19 protein-coding genes are annotated in these 19,926 nt (G+C 74.2%); 8 read left to right on the top strand and 11 right to left on the bottom strand.

Features of this window, described 5'->3' with window-relative positions; genetic code table 11:
• Positions 1–41: 41 nt before the first annotated feature.
• Positions 42–941 carry a PaaX family transcriptional regulator C-terminal domain-containing protein gene (locus KZX45_RS14120; protein ID WP_248258389.1) on the bottom strand — a complete coding sequence of 300 codons (900 nt, stop codon included), beginning with the start codon at positions 939–941 and terminating at the stop codon, positions 42–44.
• Between the two features lie 276 nt (positions 942–1,217).
• Between KZX45_RS14120 and KZX45_RS14125 the strand changes: the two genes are divergently transcribed.
• Together KZX45_RS14125 and KZX45_RS14130 are read left to right on the top strand one after the other, a co-directional pair.
• Positions 1,218–2,543: an MFS transporter gene (locus KZX45_RS14125; protein WP_248258390.1), complete on the top strand. Its 1,326-nt coding sequence runs from the start codon at positions 1,218–1,220 to the stop codon at positions 2,541–2,543.
• A 255-nt stretch (positions 2,544–2,798) separates the two neighbouring features.
• Positions 2,799–4,025 (top strand): MFS transporter, encoded by a 1,227-nt coding sequence (locus KZX45_RS14130; protein WP_248258391.1) that lies wholly within the window; start codon positions 2,799–2,801, stop codon positions 4,023–4,025.
• Between the two features lie 27 nt (positions 4,026–4,052).
• Here the strand turns inward: KZX45_RS14130 and KZX45_RS14135 are convergent, their stop codons facing one another.
• From KZX45_RS14135 to KZX45_RS14145, 3 genes are all read right to left on the bottom strand, one after another.
• Entirely contained in the window at positions 4,053–6,140 is a 2,088-nt protein-coding gene (locus tag KZX45_RS14135) for an N-acetylmuramoyl-L-alanine amidase (protein WP_248258392.1), read from the bottom strand.
• 330 nt (positions 6,141–6,470) lie between these two features.
• The gene (locus KZX45_RS14140; protein WP_248258393.1) at positions 6,471–6,881 is read right to left on the bottom strand and encodes a hypothetical protein; all 411 of its coding nucleotides are present in this window, start codon (positions 6,879–6,881) and stop codon (positions 6,471–6,473) included.
• Positions 6,878–7,501: a bifunctional 2-polyprenyl-6-hydroxyphenol methylase/3-demethylubiquinol 3-O-methyltransferase UbiG gene (locus KZX45_RS14145; protein WP_248258394.1), complete on the bottom strand. Its 624-nt coding sequence runs from the start codon at positions 7,499–7,501 to the stop codon at positions 6,878–6,880. The genes KZX45_RS14140 and KZX45_RS14145 overlap by 4 nt, the downstream gene beginning before the upstream one ends.
• A 55-nt stretch (positions 7,502–7,556) precedes the next feature.
• Between KZX45_RS14145 and KZX45_RS14150 the strand changes: the two genes are divergently transcribed.
• The gene (locus KZX45_RS14150) at positions 7,557–8,144 is read left to right on the top strand and encodes a nucleotidyltransferase family protein (RefSeq protein ID WP_248258395.1); all 588 of its coding nucleotides are present in this window, start codon (positions 7,557–7,559) and stop codon (positions 8,142–8,144) included.
• 65 nt (positions 8,145–8,209) lie between these two features.
• Here the strand turns inward: KZX45_RS14150 and KZX45_RS14155 are convergent, their stop codons facing one another.
• The 3 genes from KZX45_RS14155 to KZX45_RS14165 all read right to left on the bottom strand — a co-directional run bounded on the left by KZX45_RS14155 (position 8,210) and on the right by KZX45_RS14165 (position 10,550).
• Complete coding sequence (locus KZX45_RS14155) at positions 8,210–9,049, bottom strand: hypothetical protein (protein ID WP_248258396.1); 840 nt, start codon at positions 9,047–9,049, stop codon at positions 8,210–8,212.
• 156 nt (positions 9,050–9,205) lie between these two features.
• Positions 9,206–9,841, bottom strand: coding sequence for a DUF2461 domain-containing protein (locus tag KZX45_RS14160; protein WP_248258397.1), 636 nt, complete (start codon positions 9,839–9,841; stop codon positions 9,206–9,208).
• 439 nt (positions 9,842–10,280) lie between these two features.
• Positions 10,281–10,550, bottom strand: a complete 270-nt coding sequence (locus KZX45_RS14165) for a glutaredoxin (RefSeq protein ID WP_248258398.1) — start codon at positions 10,548–10,550, stop codon at positions 10,281–10,283.
• Between the two features lie 297 nt (positions 10,551–10,847).
• Between KZX45_RS14165 and KZX45_RS14170 the strand changes: the two genes are divergently transcribed.
• The 4 genes from KZX45_RS14170 (at position 10,848) to KZX45_RS14185 (ending at position 14,222) form a co-directional block, all read left to right on the top strand.
• The gene (locus KZX45_RS14170; RefSeq protein ID WP_248258399.1) at positions 10,848–11,468 is read left to right on the top strand and encodes a CueP family metal-binding protein; all 621 of its coding nucleotides are present in this window, start codon (positions 10,848–10,850) and stop codon (positions 11,466–11,468) included.
• A gap of 35 nt (positions 11,469–11,503) precedes the next feature.
• Positions 11,504–12,064: a DUF4262 domain-containing protein gene (locus KZX45_RS14175; RefSeq protein ID WP_248258400.1), complete on the top strand. Its 561-nt coding sequence runs from the start codon at positions 11,504–11,506 to the stop codon at positions 12,062–12,064.
• Between the two features lie 97 nt (positions 12,065–12,161).
• Positions 12,162–13,214, top strand: coding sequence for an Rv2578c family radical SAM protein (locus tag KZX45_RS14180; protein WP_248258401.1), 1,053 nt, complete (start codon positions 12,162–12,164; stop codon positions 13,212–13,214).
• A gap of 144 nt (positions 13,215–13,358) precedes the next feature.
• A complete protein-coding gene (locus KZX45_RS14185; RefSeq protein WP_248258402.1) occupies positions 13,359–14,222 on the top strand; it encodes a hypothetical protein in 864 nt (287 codons plus the stop codon).
• Positions 14,223–14,246: 24 nt separating this feature from the next.
• On the opposite strand, the gene KZX45_RS14190 is transcribed toward KZX45_RS14185, so the two are convergent.
• Both KZX45_RS14190 and KZX45_RS14195 read right to left on the bottom strand, forming a co-directional pair.
• Complete coding sequence (locus KZX45_RS14190) at positions 14,247–15,584, bottom strand: glycosyltransferase family 4 protein (protein ID WP_248258403.1); 1,338 nt, start codon at positions 15,582–15,584, stop codon at positions 14,247–14,249.
• Positions 15,585–15,740: 156 nt separating this feature from the next.
• A complete protein-coding gene (locus KZX45_RS14195) occupies positions 15,741–17,879 on the bottom strand; it encodes a glycogen debranching N-terminal domain-containing protein (RefSeq protein ID WP_248258404.1) in 2,139 nt (712 codons plus the stop codon).
• Between the two features lie 267 nt (positions 17,880–18,146).
• Here KZX45_RS14195 and KZX45_RS14200 point away from each other — a divergent pair, with 267 nt between their 5' ends.
• Positions 18,147–18,887 carry a hypothetical protein gene (locus KZX45_RS14200; RefSeq protein ID WP_248258405.1) on the top strand — a complete coding sequence of 247 codons (741 nt, stop codon included), beginning with the start codon at positions 18,147–18,149 and terminating at the stop codon, positions 18,885–18,887.
• Between the two features lie 13 nt (positions 18,888–18,900).
• On the opposite strand, the gene KZX45_RS14205 is transcribed toward KZX45_RS14200, so the two are convergent.
• The gene (locus KZX45_RS14205; RefSeq protein WP_248258406.1) at positions 18,901–19,179 is read right to left on the bottom strand and encodes a hypothetical protein; all 279 of its coding nucleotides are present in this window, start codon (positions 19,177–19,179) and stop codon (positions 18,901–18,903) included.
• Positions 19,176–19,862: a sigma-70 family RNA polymerase sigma factor gene (locus KZX45_RS14210; protein ID WP_248258407.1), complete on the bottom strand. Its 687-nt coding sequence runs from the start codon at positions 19,860–19,862 to the stop codon at positions 19,176–19,178. The genes KZX45_RS14205 and KZX45_RS14210 overlap by 4 nt, the downstream gene beginning before the upstream one ends.
• Positions 19,863–19,926: the final 64 nt, after the last annotated feature.

Genomic DNA, 19,926 nt, shown 5'->3' on the forward strand with positions numbered 1-19,926 from the left:
TGGCCTGGTTCAACGAGTGTGTAACACCTGCACGACGGCCGTCAAGCGAGTGACGCAGAAATGTCGGGTGCGCGATCCCTCGACGCGCGCGTCGTCCGGGTCGGCGGCTCGGCCGGCCCGGACGTGGCGTCCTCCCGGCGCGTCCCGGTCGCCTCGTCGATGGCGCGCTCCGCCGCGGGCTGCAGCAGGTCGGAGACCTCGGTGAAGAGCTGGTAGGCGTCGTGGCCGAGCCAACGGGCGGGTAGCAGCTCGAGCGGCAGGGCCGGGTCCCGGAAGGGGAACTTCCGCCACTCGCGGAAGAGCTCGATGCGTTCCACGAGCGCCTCGTCCGGGCTCACCCGGCCGGCGCGGTACCGGGGCAGCTCCGCGCGGTAGCGCTCGAGGAACGTCAGGTAGTCGGCGTTCAGCGCGCCGAGGTCCCAGCAGCGCTCGGCCATGTCGCGGTCGGCCGGCAGCCCCTTGGACCTGGCGCGCAGCAGGTCGAGCCGGACGTCGGGCTCGTGCGCGAACTTCTCCTCCACACGCGTGAGCCGGTCGTGGGGCGAGATCCACGTCGACGCCGCCAGCGGGCCGAAGCCGAGCCACGCGAGCTCCTTGCGCAGCTCCTCGCGTGCGGACCTGGCGGTCTCCGGGACGTAGTAGATGACCATGTGCCACCACCCGTCCCAGCTGGACCGTGGGTCGCTGAAGATGCGTTCGCGTCCCTCGTCGAGCACCTGCCAGCTGTGCTCGTTGAGGGCGTAGACGACCTCGCGGCCGTCCGTGCCGGGCCGGGTGTCGAGCCATCCCTCCTTCTTCAGGCGGGACATCGTCACCCGGGCGGTCGAGGCGCCCACGTCGAACTTCGCCAGGAGCGCGACGAGGTCGCGCAGCGGCGCGGCGCCGCCCCGGTAGCGCAGGTAGCCGCCGAACAGGTCGACGACGATGGACCGCGGCTTCATGGTGCTCCTTCTTGGCAGGCGCCTCGGGCGATGTCAACAGCGGGCGGGGCCGGCGGTACGGCGGAGAGGCCCCTCCTGGTGGCGACTCCGCACAATCTGATTCGAATGCTTGACGGCCGTCGATGAGATGCCGTACACATTACCCGGTGTGAGGTGGTGCACACCACCGCCTCGCGCCGCAGGGGCGCGGCAGTCGCCCGCACCACGAGCGAGCTCCGCACCGCACGACCGCCCGCCGGGCGGCGATCCCGAACCACCTCACCGCAGGAGACAACGATGTCAGCACCCTCCGCCGCGTTCGCGGGCGGGTCCCGCAAGGGGCTCGTCGTCGTAGCGCTCGCCTTCGCAGCCATCGTGCTCGACGGGTACGACCTCATGATCTACGGGGCCATGGTCCCCGCGCTGCTGGAGCACCCGACCTGGGACCTGACGCCGGCCGACGTCGGCCTGATCGGCAGCTACGCCACCTTCGGCATGCTCGTGGGCGCGCTCGGCGTCGGTGCCCTGACCGACATTCTCGGTCGACGGCGCATCATCATCGCCAGCATCATCTGGTTCAGCGTCGCCACCGCTGCCACCGCGATGGCGCCGACACCCGAGGTCTTCGGCCTCTTCCGCCTGATCGCGGGCATCGGCCTCGGCGGCGTCATGCCCACCGCGATCGCCCTCACCGTGGAGTACGCCCCGCGCGGGAAGCAGCAGTTCTACAACGCGATGATGTTCGTCGGCTACTCCTTCGGCGGCGTCTTCGCCGCCCTGGCGGCGATGGCGCTGCTGGCCGACCACGGCTTCCGCGTGCTGCTCTGGCTCGGCGCCGCGCCCGCCCTGATCCTCGTGCCGCTCGTCCACCGCTACCTGCCGGAGTCGATGAGCTACCTCGCGGGAAGGGGCCGCACCGCCGAGGCCCACGCGCTCGCCCGCGAGTACGGCGTCGACCTCGAGGTCCGCTCGTCGGGCGGCGCGAAGAAGGCGCCCGGCGCCCTGCGGTTCCTCGTCTCGGGCGGCAACCTCGGCCCGCTCGCCCTGTTCTCGGTGGCCTCCTTCTCCGGGCTGCTGCTCGTGTACGGGCTGAACACCTGGCTGCCGCAGATCATGCGGAGCGCCGGCTACCCGCTCGGGTCCTCCATCAGCTTCCTGCTGGTGCTCAACCTCGGCGCGATCGTCGGCAGCGTCGCCGCGGCCGCGCTCGCGGACAGGATGGGGTCGAAGTTCGCCGTAGGCCTGGCCTTCGCGGCGGCGGCGCTCACGCTCGTCGCGCTGAGCCTGCAGCCGCCGGCCGCGCTGCTGTACGTCTTCGTGGCGGTGGCCGGACTCGGCTCGATCGGGACGCAGATCCTGGTCAACGGCTACGCCGCGGCGTTCTTCCCCGCCTGGGCCCGCGGCAGCGCGGTCGGCGTCACCCTCGGGATCGGCCGTATCGGGGCCGTCGTCGCCCCGATCATGGTGGGACTGATCATGGAGTCCGACCTGGGCTTCCGGTGGAACTTCTACTCCTTCATCATCCCAGCGGTTCTCGGTCTCGCCGTCATCCTCGCGATCCCGCGGCGCACCGCGGCCGCCCGGGCGTCCGCGGCCCTCGAGGAGGAGAAGGTCGCCGCCTGAGGACCGATTCTCCGTGCGGAGTGTCGCGCACGAGCCGAGGGGTCTGTACCGGCAGCGGTACAGACCCTTCAGCATGGAGCGAGAGGCTGGGGCGGGTGCTGACCGCGGCGCGGACGACGGCTTCCGTGCGGCCCGGCCTCCTCTAGGCTGCCGGTGCGCCGAGCGGCGACGGCGCCCCGCGGTCCTCCCGGCCCGACCGAGCCGACACTGAGGTCCCGGGCCGAGGACACACGTCCCGAGCTGAGGAGGCTCCCGGTGGTCGGTGCGAGCACGTCCACCCGCGTTCCGGCCGGCGGCCTCGGCGCGGGCACCGGCGCCGCGCTGCTGGTGATCCTCGCGGGGATGGCGGGCGCCCTGCACGTGTGGAAGCTCGCCCCGGCCCTTCCCGCGCTCTCGGCCGACCTCGGGCTGAGCCTGGTGCAGGGCGGCCTCCTGCTGTCGGTCGTCCAGGTGGCCGGGATGCTCCTCGGTGTGCCGGTCGGGCTGGCGGGGGACCGGATCGGCCTGCGCCGTGGACTCCTGCTCGGGCTGACGCTGCTCACCGCGGGCTCCGCCGTCGGCCTCGGCTCCGTGGGCTACCTGCCGCTGCTCGGCTCCCGGGTGCTGGAGGGCGTGGGCTTCATGCTCGTCTCGATCTGCGCGCCCGCGCTGATCCGCCGGACGGCGCCGCCGGGGCGGGTGTCGCTGCTCACCGGCGTCTGGGGCTGCCACATCCCGCTGGCCGCGGCCCTCTCGCTGCTGCTCGGCGGCCAGCTCGAGTGGCGGACCTGGTGGGGCGCCGCCGCGGTCTGCTCCGGCGTCATGGCGGTGGCGGCCGCAGCACTGCTCGCCGCAGACCCGCCCGGCGTCCGCTCGAGGGGCGCCACGGACCGGTTGCGGGCGACGCTGCAGGCGCGCGGCCCCCTCCTCGTGGCCCTGCTGTTCCTGCTGTACACGGCGCAGTGGAACGGGGTGGTCCAGTTCCTGCCCACGATGTACGCCGACGGCGGCGTCGACCCCTCGGGCGCTGCGGCGCTCGGCGCCCTGGTGGCGGGGGTCAACGCCGTCGGCAACCTCGGGGCGGGGGCAGCGCTGCACCACGGCGCGCGCCCGCCGGTGCTGTGGTGCACGAGCTTCGCCGTGATGGGGCTCAGCGCTGCCGTGGCGTTCGGCGTCGCGCCGCACCTCGGCCCGGACCTCGAGTTCGGGGTGCGCTACGGCGCGGTGCTGGTCTTCTCCGCCGTCGGCGGCATGGTGCCGACGACGGTGGTCGCGGGCCTCCTGCGCACCGCGCCGGGCCCGGCGACGATCGCCACCTCCCTCGGGCTGGGGCAGCAGCTCAACGCCCTGGGCCAGTTCGCCGGCCCGCCGGCGGTGGCCGCCGTCGCCCAGGCGACGGGCACGTGGGACCACACGTGGGCGGTCACCGTCGCTCTCGCGGTCTGCGGGATCGCCCTGGCGACCCGCGTCGCCCGCAGCGCGCCGTCGATCCTGCGCGGGTAGAGCCGAGCACTGCCCCGAGCGGTGGCGTCAGCGGAAGATGCCGAACGTGTCCTTCCGGTCCCCGTTCCAGTCGCCGACGAGCATGCGGTCGGTGGTCCGCCCGTAGGTGAAGGTCTTGTCGGCGACACCCGAGGTGAGGCTGTTCCTGATCATGAGCTGGTCGCCACGGCGCACGGCGATGGTGTCCTCGCCGTCGCCGTCCCAGTCCCCGACGAGCATCGTGTCGCCGGGGCGGCCGTAGGCGATGACCCGGTCGGCGACGCCGGTGGACATGGTGTTCTTGATGTACAGCGTGCGCTCGCGCCGCACCGCGAACGTGTCGGTGCCGTTGCCGTCCCAGTCCCCGACGAGGATCTCGTCATCGGGCTTGCCGTAGTAGACGATCTTGTCGGCCGGTCCCGAGGTGACGGTGTTCTTGATGTGGTACTCCCGGCCGCGGCGCACCGCGAGGGTGTCGACCCTGTCCCCGTTCCAGTCCCCGACCAGGACGACGTCGCCGGGACGGCCGTAGGCGAAGGTCTTGTCGGCCGGACCGGAGGTGTTGGAGTTCCGGACCGCGAAGATCTGGTGCGTGCGTGCGGCCGGGGTGTCGGTGCCGTTGCCGTCCCAGTCGCCCACGATGATCGTCGAGCTCGTCGGGCCGTACGAGAAGACGACGTCGGACGAGGCGGTCAGGGCGTTGTTGAGGTAGATGGGGTGCAGCCCCGTCGTCGGGCTCGAGGTCGCGGGCGTCGGCGCAGGCGTCGGCGCGGGGGCCGGGGCGGGTGCCGGCGCCGGCGGGTCGGTCTTGCTCGCCACCGCGGTGCGCATGGCGGCGAGGCGGCCGTAGATGTCCTTGCCCGGGCAGGCGGTGGCGGAGACGTCCATGTGCCCGAAGATGCGGGGCAGGTTCACGCCCTTGACCAGGGCTGGGGTGCCGGGCGAGTAGATGCCGCTCCTGGTGCTGGCGTCGATGCCGGCTCGCCCGAACTGCCAGGCCAGCACGTCGGTCATGGCGTCGATGGTGGCGGTCGGAGCGGCGATCTTGGTGTAGTCGCCCATGGCGGAGATGCCGACGGTTCCGTTGTTCACCGGCGCGGCGTGCGCACCCTGGGGCATCATCCCGGCGGGCGCGGCCAGCGAGCCGGTGCGGCCCTCGTAGACCCGGCCCCACTTGTCGACGAGAAAGTTGTACCCGATGTCGCCCCAGCCGCGCGTGACCGCGTGGTACTGGTAGATGCCGCGCACCACCGAGGCGGCCTGGGTCTGGGTGTAGCTGTTCGTCCCGGCCGTGTGGTGCACGACCGCAGCGCGCAGCGCCCGGTAGGTCGGCTGCCAGGTCATCTTGTCCTCGTCCGCGCCCCACCCGGCGCGGGAGATGATCGAGGGCCGCGGCGGGAGCACCGCGGTCGAGACCGGGGAGGCCGCGACGCTGGCGCCGACGAGCCCGGCGGGAATCACCGAGCTCGAGCCCGGGGCGGCCGGGGCGACGGTGGGGACCGGGATCGGGGTGCTCTCGGCGCCCGCTGCGGCCGGTTCCGAGGCGGGGGTCTGCAGGTCCTCGGAGGACAGGACGGTGATGGCGAGGTTGTCCGGCAGGGCGGACGCCGAGCCGGTGATGCGCACCTGGATCGTCTGCGCGCCGCCGGTGACGAACGGGTCGGTGCCGGCGGCAGCCTCGGCCCCGCTCATGCCCTCCTCGTGGGAGGTCTCGTCCCACTCCGACCAGACGCCGTCCTCCTCCACCCGGACGAAGATCTGGGCGTCCGCGGCGAGCTCCTGCCCGGCCTCCCAGGTCAGCCCGGCGACGAGGAACTCCTCGGTGGGGATCGGCTGCGTCAGCACGGCGTCGGTGCCGACGACGGCGGTCTCGGAGGAGGCCGAGAACTGGCCGGCCGGGACCGGGGCCTCGAGACCGGCGGTGGCCACCCGGGTGCGGGCGCCGTCGTCGTCGGTGAGCGCGATGACCATCGGCTCCACGGCGGGCGCCTCGGCGACGGCGGACGCCTCGGTGCCAGCGGGGGTCTCGGAGCCCTCCGGTGCCGCACCCGCCGTGGCGGAGGTGGTGGAGGCGACGACGAGAGACGTGCTGAGCAGGATCCCGGCTGCGACGAGCCGGACGGGGCGAGCGTGCATGCGAGGACTTCCTGGTCGGGCACATGGCGTGCGGATCTGCCGGCGGCCTGAGGCGGGGCCCGGAGGTCCCGTCGGTGCTGCGTCACTCGGTGCCCTACGCACCATCTGTCACACCAGCACCACCATGGTGGGGCACGGGGAGGCCGTTCGTACCCCAAAAGCGCGGACTAATTTTGACCGGTGTCCGTATCCGACCCCGCGGCGACCGCGTGACGCGGCCGAGATCGGCGGGGATCCGCCGTTTCTGCGCGCCGTCCGGCGCCCCCGTCCGCCTGTGAGACCGCCCACACCAGGCACCGCGCCACCTCCGGCCCCGCGCCGACGGGTTGCTCAGGCCTGTCGGTCCAGCGGCTTGCAGTCGCCGTCGCACCCGGTGGGTGAGGGCTCGGACGAGCCGGTGGCCGGCCGGTGGAGCACCGCGTGGCCCGGACGGACCGTCAGGGCCGTCGGGGCGTCGGGAGCGGCCCGACCGGTGCCGCCGCCCGGGACCGAGGCGTCGCCGTCGACGATGAGGGAGTACCCGCCCGCCCGCCGGGGCGGGAAGACGAGGGTCACCGCCGGGTGCTCGGCCGCCAGGGCCGCCGCGGACCGGCCGGGGGAGTCGATCACCAGGGCGCCGTCGACGAGGCGCGGGACCACGGCGAGGACGTGCGGGCGTTCGCGACCCGGGCTGAGCAGGTACGCGAAGTCGTGCTCCGCCATGGCGGCACCCAGCTCGCCGAGGTCGACCTTGATGCTCATGCGCTGTCCCTTCCGTGCCGCTCGTCCGCATCATGCTCTCGCGGGACGCGGCGCCGTGAGCCGGGTCCAGGTCCGGTGCGCCGCAGCACGATCGTCGCCCGGCCGTCTCCCTCGACGTCGCGGAGCACGCGGTGCCCGGAGGTCCGGGCCAGCGCGCTCAGCTCGCCGGCACCCGCCGCGAACCGCGAGGGCGCGGGCGCACCCATCTCGGACAGCACGGTGACGACCAGCAGGCCGCCGGGCGCCAGGAGGCCCGCGAGCGAGCGGAGCACCGCGGGGTCGCGGAACCGCTGGCACACCACCAGGTCGTACGGGCCGGTGACGTCGGCGGGGAGACCGCCGGTCAGGTCCGCGACCCGCCCCCGGACCGGTCCGGCGAGCCCGAGGGCGACCGCCTGGTCGGCCAGCCGGGCCACCGCCACGGGCGAGGCGTCCAGCGCGTCCACCGTGAACCCGCGCTGCGCGGCCCACAGCGTCACCGCGCCGAGCCCGCACGCCACGTCGAGGGCGCGGCCGCCGTCGGGCAGCGCGTCCTCCAGGCCCGTGAGCCCGTCCGGCGCCCGGGGGACCGCGGGCGGCGCGTCGCGGTGGCGCGCGTCCCAGCGTCGACCGTCGTCCATGCGCTCTTCATACCGTGTGCGCACACCCGGGGGCGGACCCGGCCACACTGGGGAGGTGCCGACCTCCGCCCCGCCCCGCGTGACCGGCCTGCTGCTCGCGGCCGGAGCGGGCCGCCGCATGGGGATGCCGAAGGCGCTCGTCGTGACCGACGGCGTTCCGTGGGTCCGCCGGGCGGCCGACGTGCTGCTCGCCGGCGGGTGCGCCGACGTCGTCGTCGTGCTCGGTGCCGCGGAGCAGGAGGCGCGGGACGCCCTCGCGGGTGTCGGCCCGCGCGTGGCCGCCGTCGCCTGCCCGGCGTGGGCGGAGGGCATGGGCGAGTCGCTCCGCACCGGGCTCGCCGCCCTCCGGGAGCGGTCGGCGGGGGCGGCGCTCGTCCACCTGGTCGACCTTCCCGACGTCGGACCCGCCGTGGTGCGGCGGATGCTCGCCGCAGCCGCCGGGCCCGCGGCGCTCGCGCGCGCCGCCTACGACGGCGTCCCCGGCCACCCCGTGCTCCTCGGCGCCGACCACTTCGCCGGCGTCGCCGCGCTCGCGGCCGGGGACACCGGCGCCCGCGAGTACCTGCGCCGCCACCGGCCCGCGGTCGTCGAGTGCGGCGACCTCGCCGGCGGGCTGGACGTCGACGCGCCGCCGCGCCCCTGATCGTCCGGGCGAGGGCTCGCGGGTTCGCCGTGGGCACGCTCGTCGGGCGGGACGTGGGTGACGGCTCAGGACCCGAGCGTCACCGTCACCCGGAACCGCTCGCCGAGGTCGACGTCGATCCCGGTCACGTGCGCGCCGGCGAAGGTCAGCTCCTTGAGGTCGACCGAGCGGTCGCGGTAGCGGCCGAGCGCCGACTCGATGAAGCCCTGGGCGAGCGAGCCCAGGATGCCGCCTGCCCTGGCGGCCAGCTCCTCCACGCGGACGACCAGGTCGTCGTCGAGCGTGACCTCCGCGTGGCCCGTGACGTTCGCGGAGGCGAACCCCTTCGACACCCTGGCCGCGAGGTCGAAGCGCCACCGGTTCGGGCCGGTGGCCCGCGGCGCGACCCTGACGTCCCTGACGGCGGCCCCCATCTGCTTCGCGAGCTCCGCTGCCACCGTGCCCGCCGCCGCGCTCACCGCCGCGACCTCACCCTCGACGACCGCCCGGCCCGCCGTGCCGCCGCCGCTGGCGCGCTCGTCGCGGAACGCCAGCCACAGCTGGCCGGAGTCGTCGTGGAGCCAGGTCGCCGGGACGTGCTGAGCGTCGAGCTGCACGACGATCGGTGCGCCGAAGGCGACGACGGGACGTCCCGCGATGCTGAGGGTCCCGACCTCGGTGTGCACGCCGCCGGCGGTGGACCGGGGCGGGCGCAGGCTGATCGCGCTGCGGGAGAGGTAGCGGTTGTCGATGACGCTGCCCGAGAGGTCGATGCCCAGCTGCTCGACCGCACCGGGGGCCGACATCTGCGCCGTGACGGCCACGTCGGACTCCCGGAGGTGCAGGGCGTCCGTGAGCGACCGGGCGACCCGCCCGGCGAGCTCGTCGCCGTCGACCGGGATCTGGGCGGCACCTGCAGGGATCATGCGTACTCCTCGGGGCTGGGCGGCGGGCGGCCGCGCAGGCGACCGCCGTGCGGAACGGAAACCTCGTCGATGCTACGCACCCGCCCTGCCTCCGGCCCCTCGGCCGGAAACCTCCGGCCGTCGGCCCCGTCGCCGGTCGGGTCGCCGGGGCGGACCTCAGTCCGGACCGACGCGGGACACCGCCCACGTGGCCAGCGGCCGGAGCTGGCGCCACCTGCGCCGCACCTCGTCCAGCGCGGCGGGCGTGGCGAGCCAGGGTGGGGTCCCCACGTTCGTCACCGCCATGAGCTCCTTGCGGCGGAGCAGCTCGACGCGGGGGTGGTCGGCCGGGTAGCCGCGCGGGTGAGTCTTCAGCGCGGCGCCCTCCACGGAGAACCCGGCTGCGACGAGGGCGGCCACGATGCCCGCCAGCTCGGCCCCGGCGTCGGAGTCGACTGCCCGGCGGAAGCGGTCGGTCTGGGCGGGGGAGTGGGTGCGGAAGCCGCCGCCGACGATGAGCCCGTCGGCGTCGAGCCCGACGTAGTACCCCAGGCCGGGTGCCGACCCGGCGATCGCTCCCTGGTGCGTCTTGTACGGGGACTTGTCCGGGCTGAAGCGCACGTCGCGGTGCGGGCGGAAGATGGTGGCCGGGCCGAACTCCGGTTCCAGCGCGGCGACGAGCGCCCGCATCGGGTCGCGGACCTCACGCTCCCACCGGTCCTTGTTCGCCGCCCAGAACTCGCGCGTGTTGTGGTGCTCGAGCTCGGCGTAGAACCGCGGTCCCCAGAGTGAGAAGCCCGTGAAGTCGGCCATGGCCCCATCATGTCGGTCGAGAGCTCGTCGGGACCGGCGGTTCGATCATGTCGGTGAGAGCTCGCCGGGACCGGCGGCTCGCGATCATGTCGTCCGAGAGGATCGCGGCGATCACCGTCCGGCGGGGCCCGGAGAGGTTTCTCACGACGGCGCAGATTCGTTCCCGTTCCGGCCGCGCGGACCGTCGCCCCGCCCTATCCTGACCAGTGCCTTTTGTCCCATGGGCCGTCCGCAAACTGCTGAGACGGTTGTGGGTGGAGGGCCGGGACCTCGGGTGCCGGACCGTGAGCGCGCGCCGCGGCCGGGGCGGGGCAGCTCATCCCGCGGAAGCGCGCCGTGACCGCCGGTCACGGGAGGCCACCGCGGGTGGATGGGTCGGGACGGGGTGGCGCGCCACCCCGTCCCGGAGTCCCGGTCCCGCCGGGCGGGAGCCGGTGGTTCAGGCGGAGTGAACGGCGGCGAGCCGCTGCTCCAGACGCTCGGCCGGCAGCACTCCCTCGCTGAAGTAGGCGCCGTCCACCAGGACCAGCGGCATCATCGCGGGCCGGAACTCGTCCACCAGCACCACGCCCTCGGGGGACTGCGCGAGCACCTCGATCACCGTGAGCTCGTGCCGCTCGGCGAGCTTGTCCAGGGTGTTGACGACCCCGGCGTAGAACGGGCACCCGGGAGCCGTGACGACGGTGACGCGGGCGGGGCTCGTAGACATGCTGGTTCTCCTTGGTGAGGGTGTTTCGTCCATCTTCGACCTTCTCGCACCGGTTGTCGGCCTCCCTGGGACGTCGGTCCCGAGCGGACGTCCACGCGCCGACGTGGGCGGGAGCTCCGCCCCGGCACCGCGGCGGACGACCGCGGCGAACGGTGCCGAGGCACCGGGGCGAACGGCGCCGAGGCCTCGACGCGATCCTCCAGAAACGGACCTAGGGCCCAATCCGGGCGTCTCGGGCCGTGGCATGGTTACGGACGACGTACCGGTCCAGCCGGTGGCCGGGCGGATGGAGGAGACATGATGCGAAGGATCGCGGTCGCGGCCGCAGGTGTGGTGCTGGTGCTCGCCGGCTGCTCGACGGGCGCAGAGCCCGGCACGGACGAGACGGCTGAGGCTGGGCAGACCGCCGCGGCCGGAACGACCGAGGCTGCGTCGGCGGGCGTCGAGGTGCGCCTGGCCGACTACGGCCTGGACGGCCTTGCGGCGGACCGGATCGTCGACGAGCTTGACCGTCTCCCGCTCGGCGAACGACCGGACGACCTCATGGCGTCCGTCCGGGTGGACGAGCTGGTGCTCTCCGACGGGCAGGAGGAGCTCGCGATGGAGCTGCCGCAGGACCGGTTCTACGTGTCCGTCGCGCCCTTCGTGGAGCAGACGCACGAGTGCTTCTACCACTCGCTCACCACCTGCACCGGCGAGCTGGGCGGCGAGGAGGTCCGGGTGACCATCGTCGACGACGCCGGAGAGGTGCTCGTCGACGAGCAGACCACCACGTACGACAACGGCTTCGTCGGGTTCTGGCTGCCGCGCGAGGTCGCGGGCACCATCCGCGTGTCCTACGACGGGCTCGAGGGCGAGGCCGACTTCGCCACCACGGACGACGGCGCCACCTGCGTGACCACGCTCCAGCTCGCCTGATCTCCACCGCCCCGGCCGGGCCCCCCCGTTCCCCTGTGGATCGCCCCGGCCGGGAGCCGGTGGTCCGCCCTAACCTCGCGATCACCGAGGAGAAGGGGAGGACGATGGCGGGGACGGACGACGCCGCGGTCGGGGCGTGGCTCGACCAGCAGGCGCAGCTCGTGGTGCAGCACATCCGCGAGACCGGCGTGCATCTGGAGTACGTCTTCGGTGATCCCGACGCCGAGCAGACGCCCTTCTGCTACACGGTCGGGCTGTTCGGCGTCGGGCACCCGGAGCTGCTCGTGCTCGGCCTCACCATGACCAACGCCGGCGGGCTGCTGAACGACCTGGCCCGGCAGGTCTACCGGGGCAGGCAGCTGGTGCCGGGCGAGGTGGTGACGTTCGAGCACTGGCCCCACAGGGTGTTCGTCGAGGAGTCCCCCAACCCGGGCGACATCGTCTTCGCCGCCAACCTCCACTACCACCGGCCGGCGGAGTGCTCCGTCCCGGTGCTGCACCTGACGGTCGACGACAGGTCCGGCCGGTTTCCCTGGGAGCCGGGCTACTCCGTACCCGCGTGGCGGCAGCCACGCCCCGGGGTGTTCCGGGCGTAGCGGCGGAGGACGCACCCCGCTCCCGCCCCGGGGCACGTGCCTGCGGCGCCGGCACGGCGCACTGGACACCGGTTCGCAAGTCTGTTCGAATAGGGGCATGCGATGGGAGGCCCGCCAGCTCAACGGCCCGGACGACTCGGCCCTGCTGCCGCTCGCCGGTCTGGTTCGCAGCGTGCACACGCCGGAGTTCGCCGGCGTCACGTTCCACGAGGTGCTGTGCCGGAGCGCGCTGAACCGGGTGCCCGCCGCGTCGTCGATGCCGTTCGCGTGGACGATCAACACGACGCGCGGGTGCCTGCACCGTTGCACGTACTGCTTCGCGCGCCGTACGCACGAGTACCTGGACCTCGACAGCGGGCAGGACTTCGACACCCAGATCGTGGTGAAGACGAACGTGGTGGAGGTGCTGCGCAAGGAGCTCGCCCGCCCCTCCTGGCAGCGCGAGCACGTGGCCCTGGGGACGAACTCCGACCCGTACATGCGAGCCGAGGGCCGGTACCGGCTCATGCCGGGGATCATCGAGGCGCTCGCGGAGTCCGGCACGCCGTTCTCCGTCCTCACCAAGGGTCCGCTCCTCAAGCGGGACCTACCGCTCCTGGTGCAGGCGGCGCGCGACGTCGACGTCTCGGTCGCGGTGTCTCTCGCGCTGGTGGACCCCGACCTGCAGCAACGGCTGGAGCCCGGCACCCCGGCGCCGCGCGCGCGTCTCGACCTCGTCCGTGCGATCTCCGACGCCGGGCTGGAGTGCTCGGTGCTCGCCATGCCGATCCTGCCGTGGCTCACCGACTCCGAGGAGCAGCTCGACGCCCTCTTCGGCGCCCTCGCCGAGGCGGGCGCTTCCGACGTCACCACCGGCCCCCTCCACCTCCGGCCCGGCGCCCGCGAGTGGTTCCTGGCGTGGCTCGCGCGCGAGTACCCCGCGCTCGTGCCGCGCTACCGCCGGCTCTACGCGGGCGGTTCCTACGCCCCGGCCGAGTACCGCACGTGGCTCGGCGAACGGGCCGGCCGGGCCCGGCGTCGGCACGGCTTCGACCACCGGCCCCCGCGCCGCTGGGCGCGCTCGCCGGCCAGGTCGTCGGGATCGGCCGGGCGGGAGGGGCACGAACCTCCGCCCGCGGTGGACGTCACGGCGCAGCTCGCCCTGTTCTGACTGCCGGCGGGCCTCTGTCCCGGGCCCGCCCGGTGGCCGCCGGGCCCCGGTCGGTCGCACTCTGGTCAACAGGATGCCGAGGGCCCCGGCTCTGTCACAATGCGGACCGGACAGGCACAGAACGAGCGAATCGAGAAAGCCCGCATGACCACGAGCCCCTCCGGCGCGGACGGCGGAGCGCCGCCGGTTGCCCTCCCTGCACCGGTGCCGGTGGCCGAAGAAGGGTACGCACCCCCGACCACGGGCCCCGTCCGCGGCGGCCGGGTCTCCCCGTCGGGCCCGTTCGTGCGCAGAGGGGTACCGGGAGGCGTCGTCGCCATGGTGGCCGCCGGCACCGGGGCGATCGGCCTGGTGGCAGGTCTTGTGATCGGCGGCGCGAGGGCGGACGGGAGAGCAGGCACGGCCTCGGTGCCCGCTTCCGAGCTCACCGCCGACCTCGCGGTGGCGGGTGCACCTCCCTCGACCGACGGCCCGGCCGGGGAGGCCGCCGTCGCCGAGAGCGCCGCGGCGGGCCCCGGGAGCGCCGCGGGAGGCGCCGAGAGCTCCGTCGCCCGGGCCCCGGAGCGCCCGGCTGTGCGGGCGCTCGCGGACGGCGAGGGCAGCCGCGACAACCCGCTCCCGGTCGGCACGCCCGTCTCGACCGCCGAGTGGCAGGTCGCCCTCGGCGCCCCGCGTGAGGCGGGGGACGAGATCGAGGCCGAGAACCAGTTCAACGGCGCCCCGCCGACGGGCATGGAGTACTGGATCGTCCCGGTCACGGCGACCTACACCGGCACGGAGTCCGGGCACGCCGGGACGGATCTGGGCATCGGGTTCGTCGGCTCGGACGCCCGCACGTACTCCGACATGTGCGGCGTCGTCCCCGACGACCTCTGGGACATCGACGAGATCTACGGCGGTGGCACGGCCACCGGCAACGTCTGCGTCGTGGTGCCCGCCGGGGCGCACGGACTGTGGACCGTCACGCCGGGATGGTCCGCCGAACCGGTGTTCTTCGCAGGCAGGTGACGGGCACCCCGGCGCGGGCGATGGCTAGGAGGGCGGCGAGTAGGCCGCCGTGGGCTCGGCCCCAGGTGTGCCGAGCGCTCCCGGCGGGGACGTACCCAGCGCACCCGGTACGGGGGTGGTGACCGCTCCTGGCTGGAGTGTGCCGACCGCTCCCGGCTGGGGTGTGCCGACCGCTCCCGGCACGTGGACGCCGGCGGCTCCCGGCAGGGGTGTGCCGACGGCTCCGGGCACCGGCGGGGCGAGCGCGTTCCCGGCAAGCGGCGCGACCGACTCCGACGCCCCTGCGAGGCGCCGCTTGATCGCGCCGACCGCCGCCCTCCGGGCGACGCCACCGGTCCGGTCGAGCACCCGCCGGTACACCTTCTCGTACCTGGTCGCCATGACCTGCGGGGTGAACCGGTCGAGCACCTCCTGCCGGCACCGGTAGGGGTCGATGCCTCCCGCGGCGTCGACGGCGGCTGGCAGGTACTCGAGCCGGTCCCGGACGAAGCCCGTCACCCCGTCGGTGACGATCTCCGGCACGGCACCGCGCGGCATGGTCACCACCGGCGTGCCGGAGGCGAGCGACTCCACGAGCACCATCCCGAAGGGCTCCTCCCACTGCAGCGGGAACAGCAGGCACCGGGCGGCGGCGAGGGCGTCCTGCTTCTCCTTGCCGGTGATCTCCCCGAGCCACTCCACGCCGTCGCCGAGACGCGGGCGGACCTCGGCGTCGAAGTAGGCCCGCTCCGGCGGCTCCTGGCACTTCGCGGCGAGCTTGATCGGCCGTCCGGCCTCCCGGGCGACGTCGATCGCCAGGTGCATCCCCTTGTCCGGGGTGCACCGGCCCAGGAACAGGACCCAGTCCTCCTTCTCGGCGCGGAAGGTGCACCGTCCCGGATCGAGAGCGTTGTGGACGGTTCCGACCCAGTTCAGCTCCGGCGCGAACGAGCGCTGGGCCTGCGAGATCGCCACCAGGTGGGTGGTGCCGCCCACCAGCCGGTAGTAGACTGCCGGCTCGCCGACCACCGGCCCGTGCACCGTCACCACCGTCGGCTTGGTCCGCCCGCGCGCCTGGAGGGGGCCGAGGAGCGTGTGGTCATGGACGACGTCGACGTCGAGGTGCTCGAGGATCTTCGCCGCCGCGGCGGCGTGGACGGCCTCGGGCAACGGCTCGCCCAGGCGGGCGTGCTGGGGCTCGGCGTAGGTGCGCCGGAACTGCGCCCGGGTCCCGTTGCGGCCCGCGCCGATCAGCGTGACCTCGTGGCCGTGCTCGACGAGGGTGTCGATGAGATCGGCGACCACCAGCTCGATCCCGCCGTACCCGGTGGGCGGCAGCTCGAAGAACGGCGGGGCGACCATGGCGATGCGTAGCGTGTCCACTGCATTCCCTCCTCAGGAATGTCGTACATGCCCGCGCGGCACCCGGGTGTCCGGGGGCACCGCCGCGGCCTTCTCCCAGGCGTGGTCTCTCTTCTGTCGTGCGGTTCGTGCGCGCTTCCGTCTGTGCGGCTCGTGCGTGGCGCCGCCGCCGGCACCTCAGACGGTCTGCAGGTCGCCGCAGGGGCACGGTTCGGTGCTCACGCTGATTGCGTCGGGCAGCCCGGTGACGGTGGCGCGACCGTCACGGACCTCGAGGTCGACGGTGGCGGAGCCGAGCCGGATGCCGTGAACCGTCAGCGGCTGGAGCTCGGCCGGCAGCCGGGGGTCCAGGCGAAGGTGCCGGTGCGGGAAGCACGGCTGCGCCCCGAGAAGCACCCGCATGAGCTCGACGGGCGCCGCGGAGGCCCAGGCCTGCGGCGAGCAGGCGGCCGGGTACGGCACCGGCCGGGCGTACTCCGTGCGGTCGAAGCCGCACATCAGCTCCGGCAGCCGGCCGCCGAACTCGGCGGCGGCGGCGAGGACCGCGCGGGCGACCCGGGTGGCGTGGTCGACGAAGCCGTAGCGACGCAGCCCCGTGGCGACGATGGCGTTGTCGTGCGGCCACACGGACCCGATGTGGTAGCTCATCGGGTTGTACGCGCCCATCGAGCTCGCGAGGGTGCGGACGCCCCAGCCCGTGAACATGTCCGGGGACAGCAGGTGGTCGGCCACCTGCGCCGCGTGCTCGCGGGCGACGATGCCCGCCCACATGGCGTGGCCCATGTTCGACGCGAGAGAGTCCACGGGCTTCTTCGCGCCGTCGAGGGCGATGGCGTACCAGCCGCGGTCCGGCAGCCAGAAGGCCTCCTCGAACCGCTCCCGGAGCATGGCGGCGCGCTCCCGGAACCGGTGCGCCGTCTCGGCATCGCCCTCGAGCGCCTCGGCGAGCAGGGCCCGGGCCCGGTAGGCGCCGTAGACGTAGCCCTGGACGTCGACCAGCGCGATCGGACCCTGGGGGATCCGGCCCGCGGCGTCCGTGACGCCGTCGTGGGAGTCCTTCCACCCTTGGTTCACGAGGCCGCGGTCGGTGATGCGCTGGTACTCGACGAACCCGTCGCCGTCCCGGTCGCCGTGGTGCTCCACCCACTCCAGCGCGCGGTCGACGTGAGGGAGCAGCGCACGCACGCGCCCCGGGTCCGCGCCCCAGCGGAGAAGCTCGCCGACGAGGATGACGAAGAGCGGCGTCGCGTCGGCCGTGCCGTAGTAGATGTTGCCGCCGAGCGCGTCGGTGGCGTCGACGCCGAACCGCATCTCGTGCAGGATCCGGCCGGGCTGCTCCTCGGTGACCGGGTCCTCGCGGACGCCCTGGAACCGGGCGAGCGCCTCCGCCGTGCCGAGCGCCAGCGACGGGTTGATCGACAGGGTCATCAGAGCGGTGAGGATGGAGTCCCGGCCGAACAGGGCCATGAACCACGGCGCGCCCGCGGCGACGGCGACAGCTTCTGGGTTGGCGGGGTCGTGGATGCGCAGGGACTCCAGGTCGCGGCCGCTGGTGCGCAGGATGTTCTGCACGATCAGGTCGGGCACCGTGACCGTCGGTGTCTCCTCGCGCCACGCGGTGCGGCGTACCGCAGGCAGTGTCCCCGTGACCGGTTGGTCCTCGGGGAACGTGGGGGCCGGACGGACCCCGTCGATGACCGGCAGGACGTGGATCGAGGTGCTCCACTGCCCACGGGCAGGCACCACGACGCGAAAGGTGAGCGAGTCGGGAGCGACGGACGCACCCGTCGCGGTGATGACGGCCTCGCGGCTGTGCCCCTGCCACCGCCGGGTGAGGTGCAGCTCGTGGTCGGTGTGCTGGATCGCGTGCTCGCCGCGGCTCTCCACGTGCCCCTGCTTGACCTCGAACAGGTCCCCGAAGTCGGCGTCGACGTGCAGGACCATCGCGAAGGCCGCCGTCTCCTGCCCGAGGTTGCGCACCACGATGTCCTCGCGCATGCCGGCGCCGATGAAGCGGTGGCGCTCCACCAGCAGCGTGGAGTCGGCCAGCCCGGCCCTCGGCATCGCCCGGCCGATGAACACGCCCCGGTACGTCTCCTCCGTCAGGACGGTGAGCGGCTCCACCGGGTCGCCGTCGAGGCGGAGCTCCCAGCGGGAGAGCACCCTCGTGTCACGCAGGAACAGCCCCTGGACCGAGCCGGTCGTGATGTCGCCCGAGGCCTCCGACAGGCAGAAGGACGAGCCCTCGATCAGCGTCACCGTGCCCGCCGTGACGCCGCCGGGCGATCCGGCGAAGTTCCACGCGAGAGTCACCATGCACCTCCTGAGCGGGAAGTTTCCCGCCATGCTGTGCCCCGGACACGTGCGGCCCGCCCCCGGCCGTCACGGGCCCGCGGGCCTGCGCCCCCTGGAAGGAGAGTCGATCGTAACGCCGCCGGGGCGGCGTGCTAACAGGTCGCGGACCGTCCGCTGGGGGCCGGCCCCCGCCCCCTCGACGCCCGGCCCACGGCGGAGGACGCTTGTCCCGTACCGGCGCGCGACGCGGCTGCACCGCCGTCGCCGGTCGTCCTCGGGAGGTGCGCCATGTCCGGCTCGCTCGCCACACCCACGCCCCACGCCACGCCCCGGCGCGGCACCGCGCCGACACCCGGGGGCCAGCCCGACTCCCTGCCTGCGCCCGGGGCCCGGCCCGGCACAGGGGCCGCGTCCGCCGTCGCTCCAGCCCTGCCGCCGCCGTCGTCCTCCGCGCCCGCGGCGATCGCCGTCGGCGCCCTGTTCGGTCTCGCCTGGGCGGCCGGACTGCGGGGGTACATGGTCGCGCTGGCGGGGGAGGAGTCGACGTTCGGGTGGGCCGGCACGTTCGTCGCCCTGCTGCTCCCGGGCGCGGTGACCGGCGCCCTCCTCGGCTGGGCGGAGCACGTGCGCCGCACGGGCGGCCGGCGCCACTGGCGCTGGCTGGCGCTCTCGCCGCTCGTGCTCGCGGTCGCGCCGCTGCTGCTGCCGGGCGCCGTCGTCGCGTTCCTCACCCAGGGGCTCGGGGGCGGTGCGGTCGCTTTCGCGCTGACCGGGATGGCCGGCGGGTTCGCGCTCTCGCGCCGCGGGCCGCGCTGGGCGCGGCTCGTCTGCGGGCTGCTCCTGCTCGTCGTCGTGGTGGGTGTCGCCCTCTCCGCCGAGGGGGTGGGCGGCGACGAGCTGGCGCTGACCACCCCGCGGGGCGCGTGGGCGGCGCTGCTGGGCGGCGTTTCCGTGCTGACCCTCGCGGTCGCGTCGTCGATCCCGCACCGGCCGGTCGTGGGACCGCCGCGGGAGCGGGCCGAGATCTAGGAGACCGTGGAAGTCAGTCGACCGGCTCGTGCAGGCGACGCAGCGCCTGGGCGGCGTCCAGGCCGTTCTCCTGGGCCACGAGCTCGACCAGAGACTCCAGCTCCTCCGCGCACGCCGGGCAGCCGGCCACGTGAACCCGCATCGCCAGGTCGTCGGCGCCCGGTCGGGTGAGCAGCTCCTCGGCGAAGGTGTCCATGCGGTCGAAGCAGTCCTCGCAGGACAGCCAGGGGTCCGTCCGCAGCGCGAAGAGCCCTGCGGTCTGCTCCGTCAGCCGGGGGAGCTCGTGGTTCATCGCACACCTGTCCGGGACGTGGTGGGGAGGTAGCCGGCGGCGGTCAGATGGGCACGGATGCGCCGCCGAGCGTCGTGGAGGGTCTTGTACAGGGCGCCCCGGGTGGTGCCGAGCCGGTCGGCGAGGACGTCGATGGGCACCAGCTCGACGAGAAGGGCGACGGCGACGCGTCGTTGGTGGTCGGTCAGAGCCTCGTCGAGGGCGAGGCGTACGGCGTCGGCCAGGTCGTGCGCGAGGGCCAGCTGCTCCGGGCCCGGGCCGGGGTCGGTCAGCCGCTCGTCCCCGACCAGGGCGACCTCTCGCCCGGACCATGCCCGACGGCGGACCTCGGTCGCCGCCTCGAGGATCGCGAACTTGTAGGCCCACGTGGTGAACCGGCTGCGGCCCTCGAAGGTGTCGAGCTTGGCCAGCAGCGCGGCGAGGGCGCCGTCGGCCGCGGCGGTCGTCAGCTCGTCGACGGTCGTGAGGTCCGCGGGCCGCAGCAGGTGCCGCATCCGGCGCACCTGGTGCCGGGCGGCCCGCTCCATCAGGGCGTGCAGAGTCGCCAGCGCCCGGTCCCGCTCCGGCCCCGGAACGCGCAGCGTGGCCACCCAGTCCAGCGGTGCGCCGTCGTCGAGCGGCGCGAGAGGCGTCGCCCCGGCGGGTAAGACCCTCGTCCCCTCGGACGCCAACTCCTGTGTCACGTTCCAACGCCCCAGACCCGCCCGGTGAGGGGCGAACCGACCAAGAGAACAGGACAGGTGAGAT

The sequence above is a fragment of the Georgenia sp. EYE_87 genome, from assembly GCF_023148685.1.
Classification (GTDB): Bacteria; Actinomycetota; Actinomycetes; order Actinomycetales; family Actinomycetaceae; genus Georgenia.

Bases quoted from the DNA above. Each gene is read 5' to 3' on its own strand.
- KZX45_RS14120 (WP_248258389.1), bottom strand. From the start codon at position 941: ATGAAGCCGCGGTCCATCGTCGTCGACCTGTTCGGCGGCTACCTGCGC.
- KZX45_RS14125 (WP_248258390.1), top strand. From the start codon at position 1,218: ATGTCAGCACCCTCCGCCGCGTTCGCGGGCGGGTCCCGCAAGGGGCTC.
- KZX45_RS14135 (WP_248258392.1), bottom strand. From the start codon at position 6,140: ATGCACGCTCGCCCCGTCCGGCTCGTCGCAGCCGGGATCCTGCTCAGC.
- KZX45_RS14140 (WP_248258393.1), bottom strand. From the start codon at position 6,881: ATGAGCATCAAGGTCGACCTCGGCGAGCTGGGTGCCGCCATGGCGGAG.
- KZX45_RS14145 (WP_248258394.1), bottom strand. From the start codon at position 7,501: ATGGACGACGGTCGACGCTGGGACGCGCGCCACCGCGACGCGCCGCCC.
- KZX45_RS14155 (WP_248258396.1), bottom strand. From the start codon at position 9,049: ATGATCCCTGCAGGTGCCGCCCAGATCCCGGTCGACGGCGACGAGCTC.
- KZX45_RS14160 (WP_248258397.1), bottom strand. From the start codon at position 9,841: ATGGCCGACTTCACGGGCTTCTCACTCTGGGGACCGCGGTTCTACGCC.
- KZX45_RS14165 (WP_248258398.1), bottom strand. From the start codon at position 10,550: ATGTCTACGAGCCCCGCCCGCGTCACCGTCGTCACGGCTCCCGGGTGC.
- KZX45_RS14170 (WP_248258399.1), top strand. From the start codon at position 10,848: ATGATGCGAAGGATCGCGGTCGCGGCCGCAGGTGTGGTGCTGGTGCTC.
- KZX45_RS14180 (WP_248258401.1), top strand. From the start codon at position 12,162: ATGCGATGGGAGGCCCGCCAGCTCAACGGCCCGGACGACTCGGCCCTG.
- KZX45_RS14185 (WP_248258402.1), top strand. From the start codon at position 13,359: ATGACCACGAGCCCCTCCGGCGCGGACGGCGGAGCGCCGCCGGTTGCC.
- KZX45_RS14195 (WP_248258404.1), bottom strand. From the start codon at position 17,879: ATGGTGACTCTCGCGTGGAACTTCGCCGGATCGCCCGGCGGCGTCACG.
- KZX45_RS14200 (WP_248258405.1), top strand. From the start codon at position 18,147: ATGTCCGGCTCGCTCGCCACACCCACGCCCCACGCCACGCCCCGGCGC.
- KZX45_RS14205 (WP_248258406.1), bottom strand. From the start codon at position 19,179: ATGAACCACGAGCTCCCCCGGCTGACGGAGCAGACCGCAGGGCTCTTC.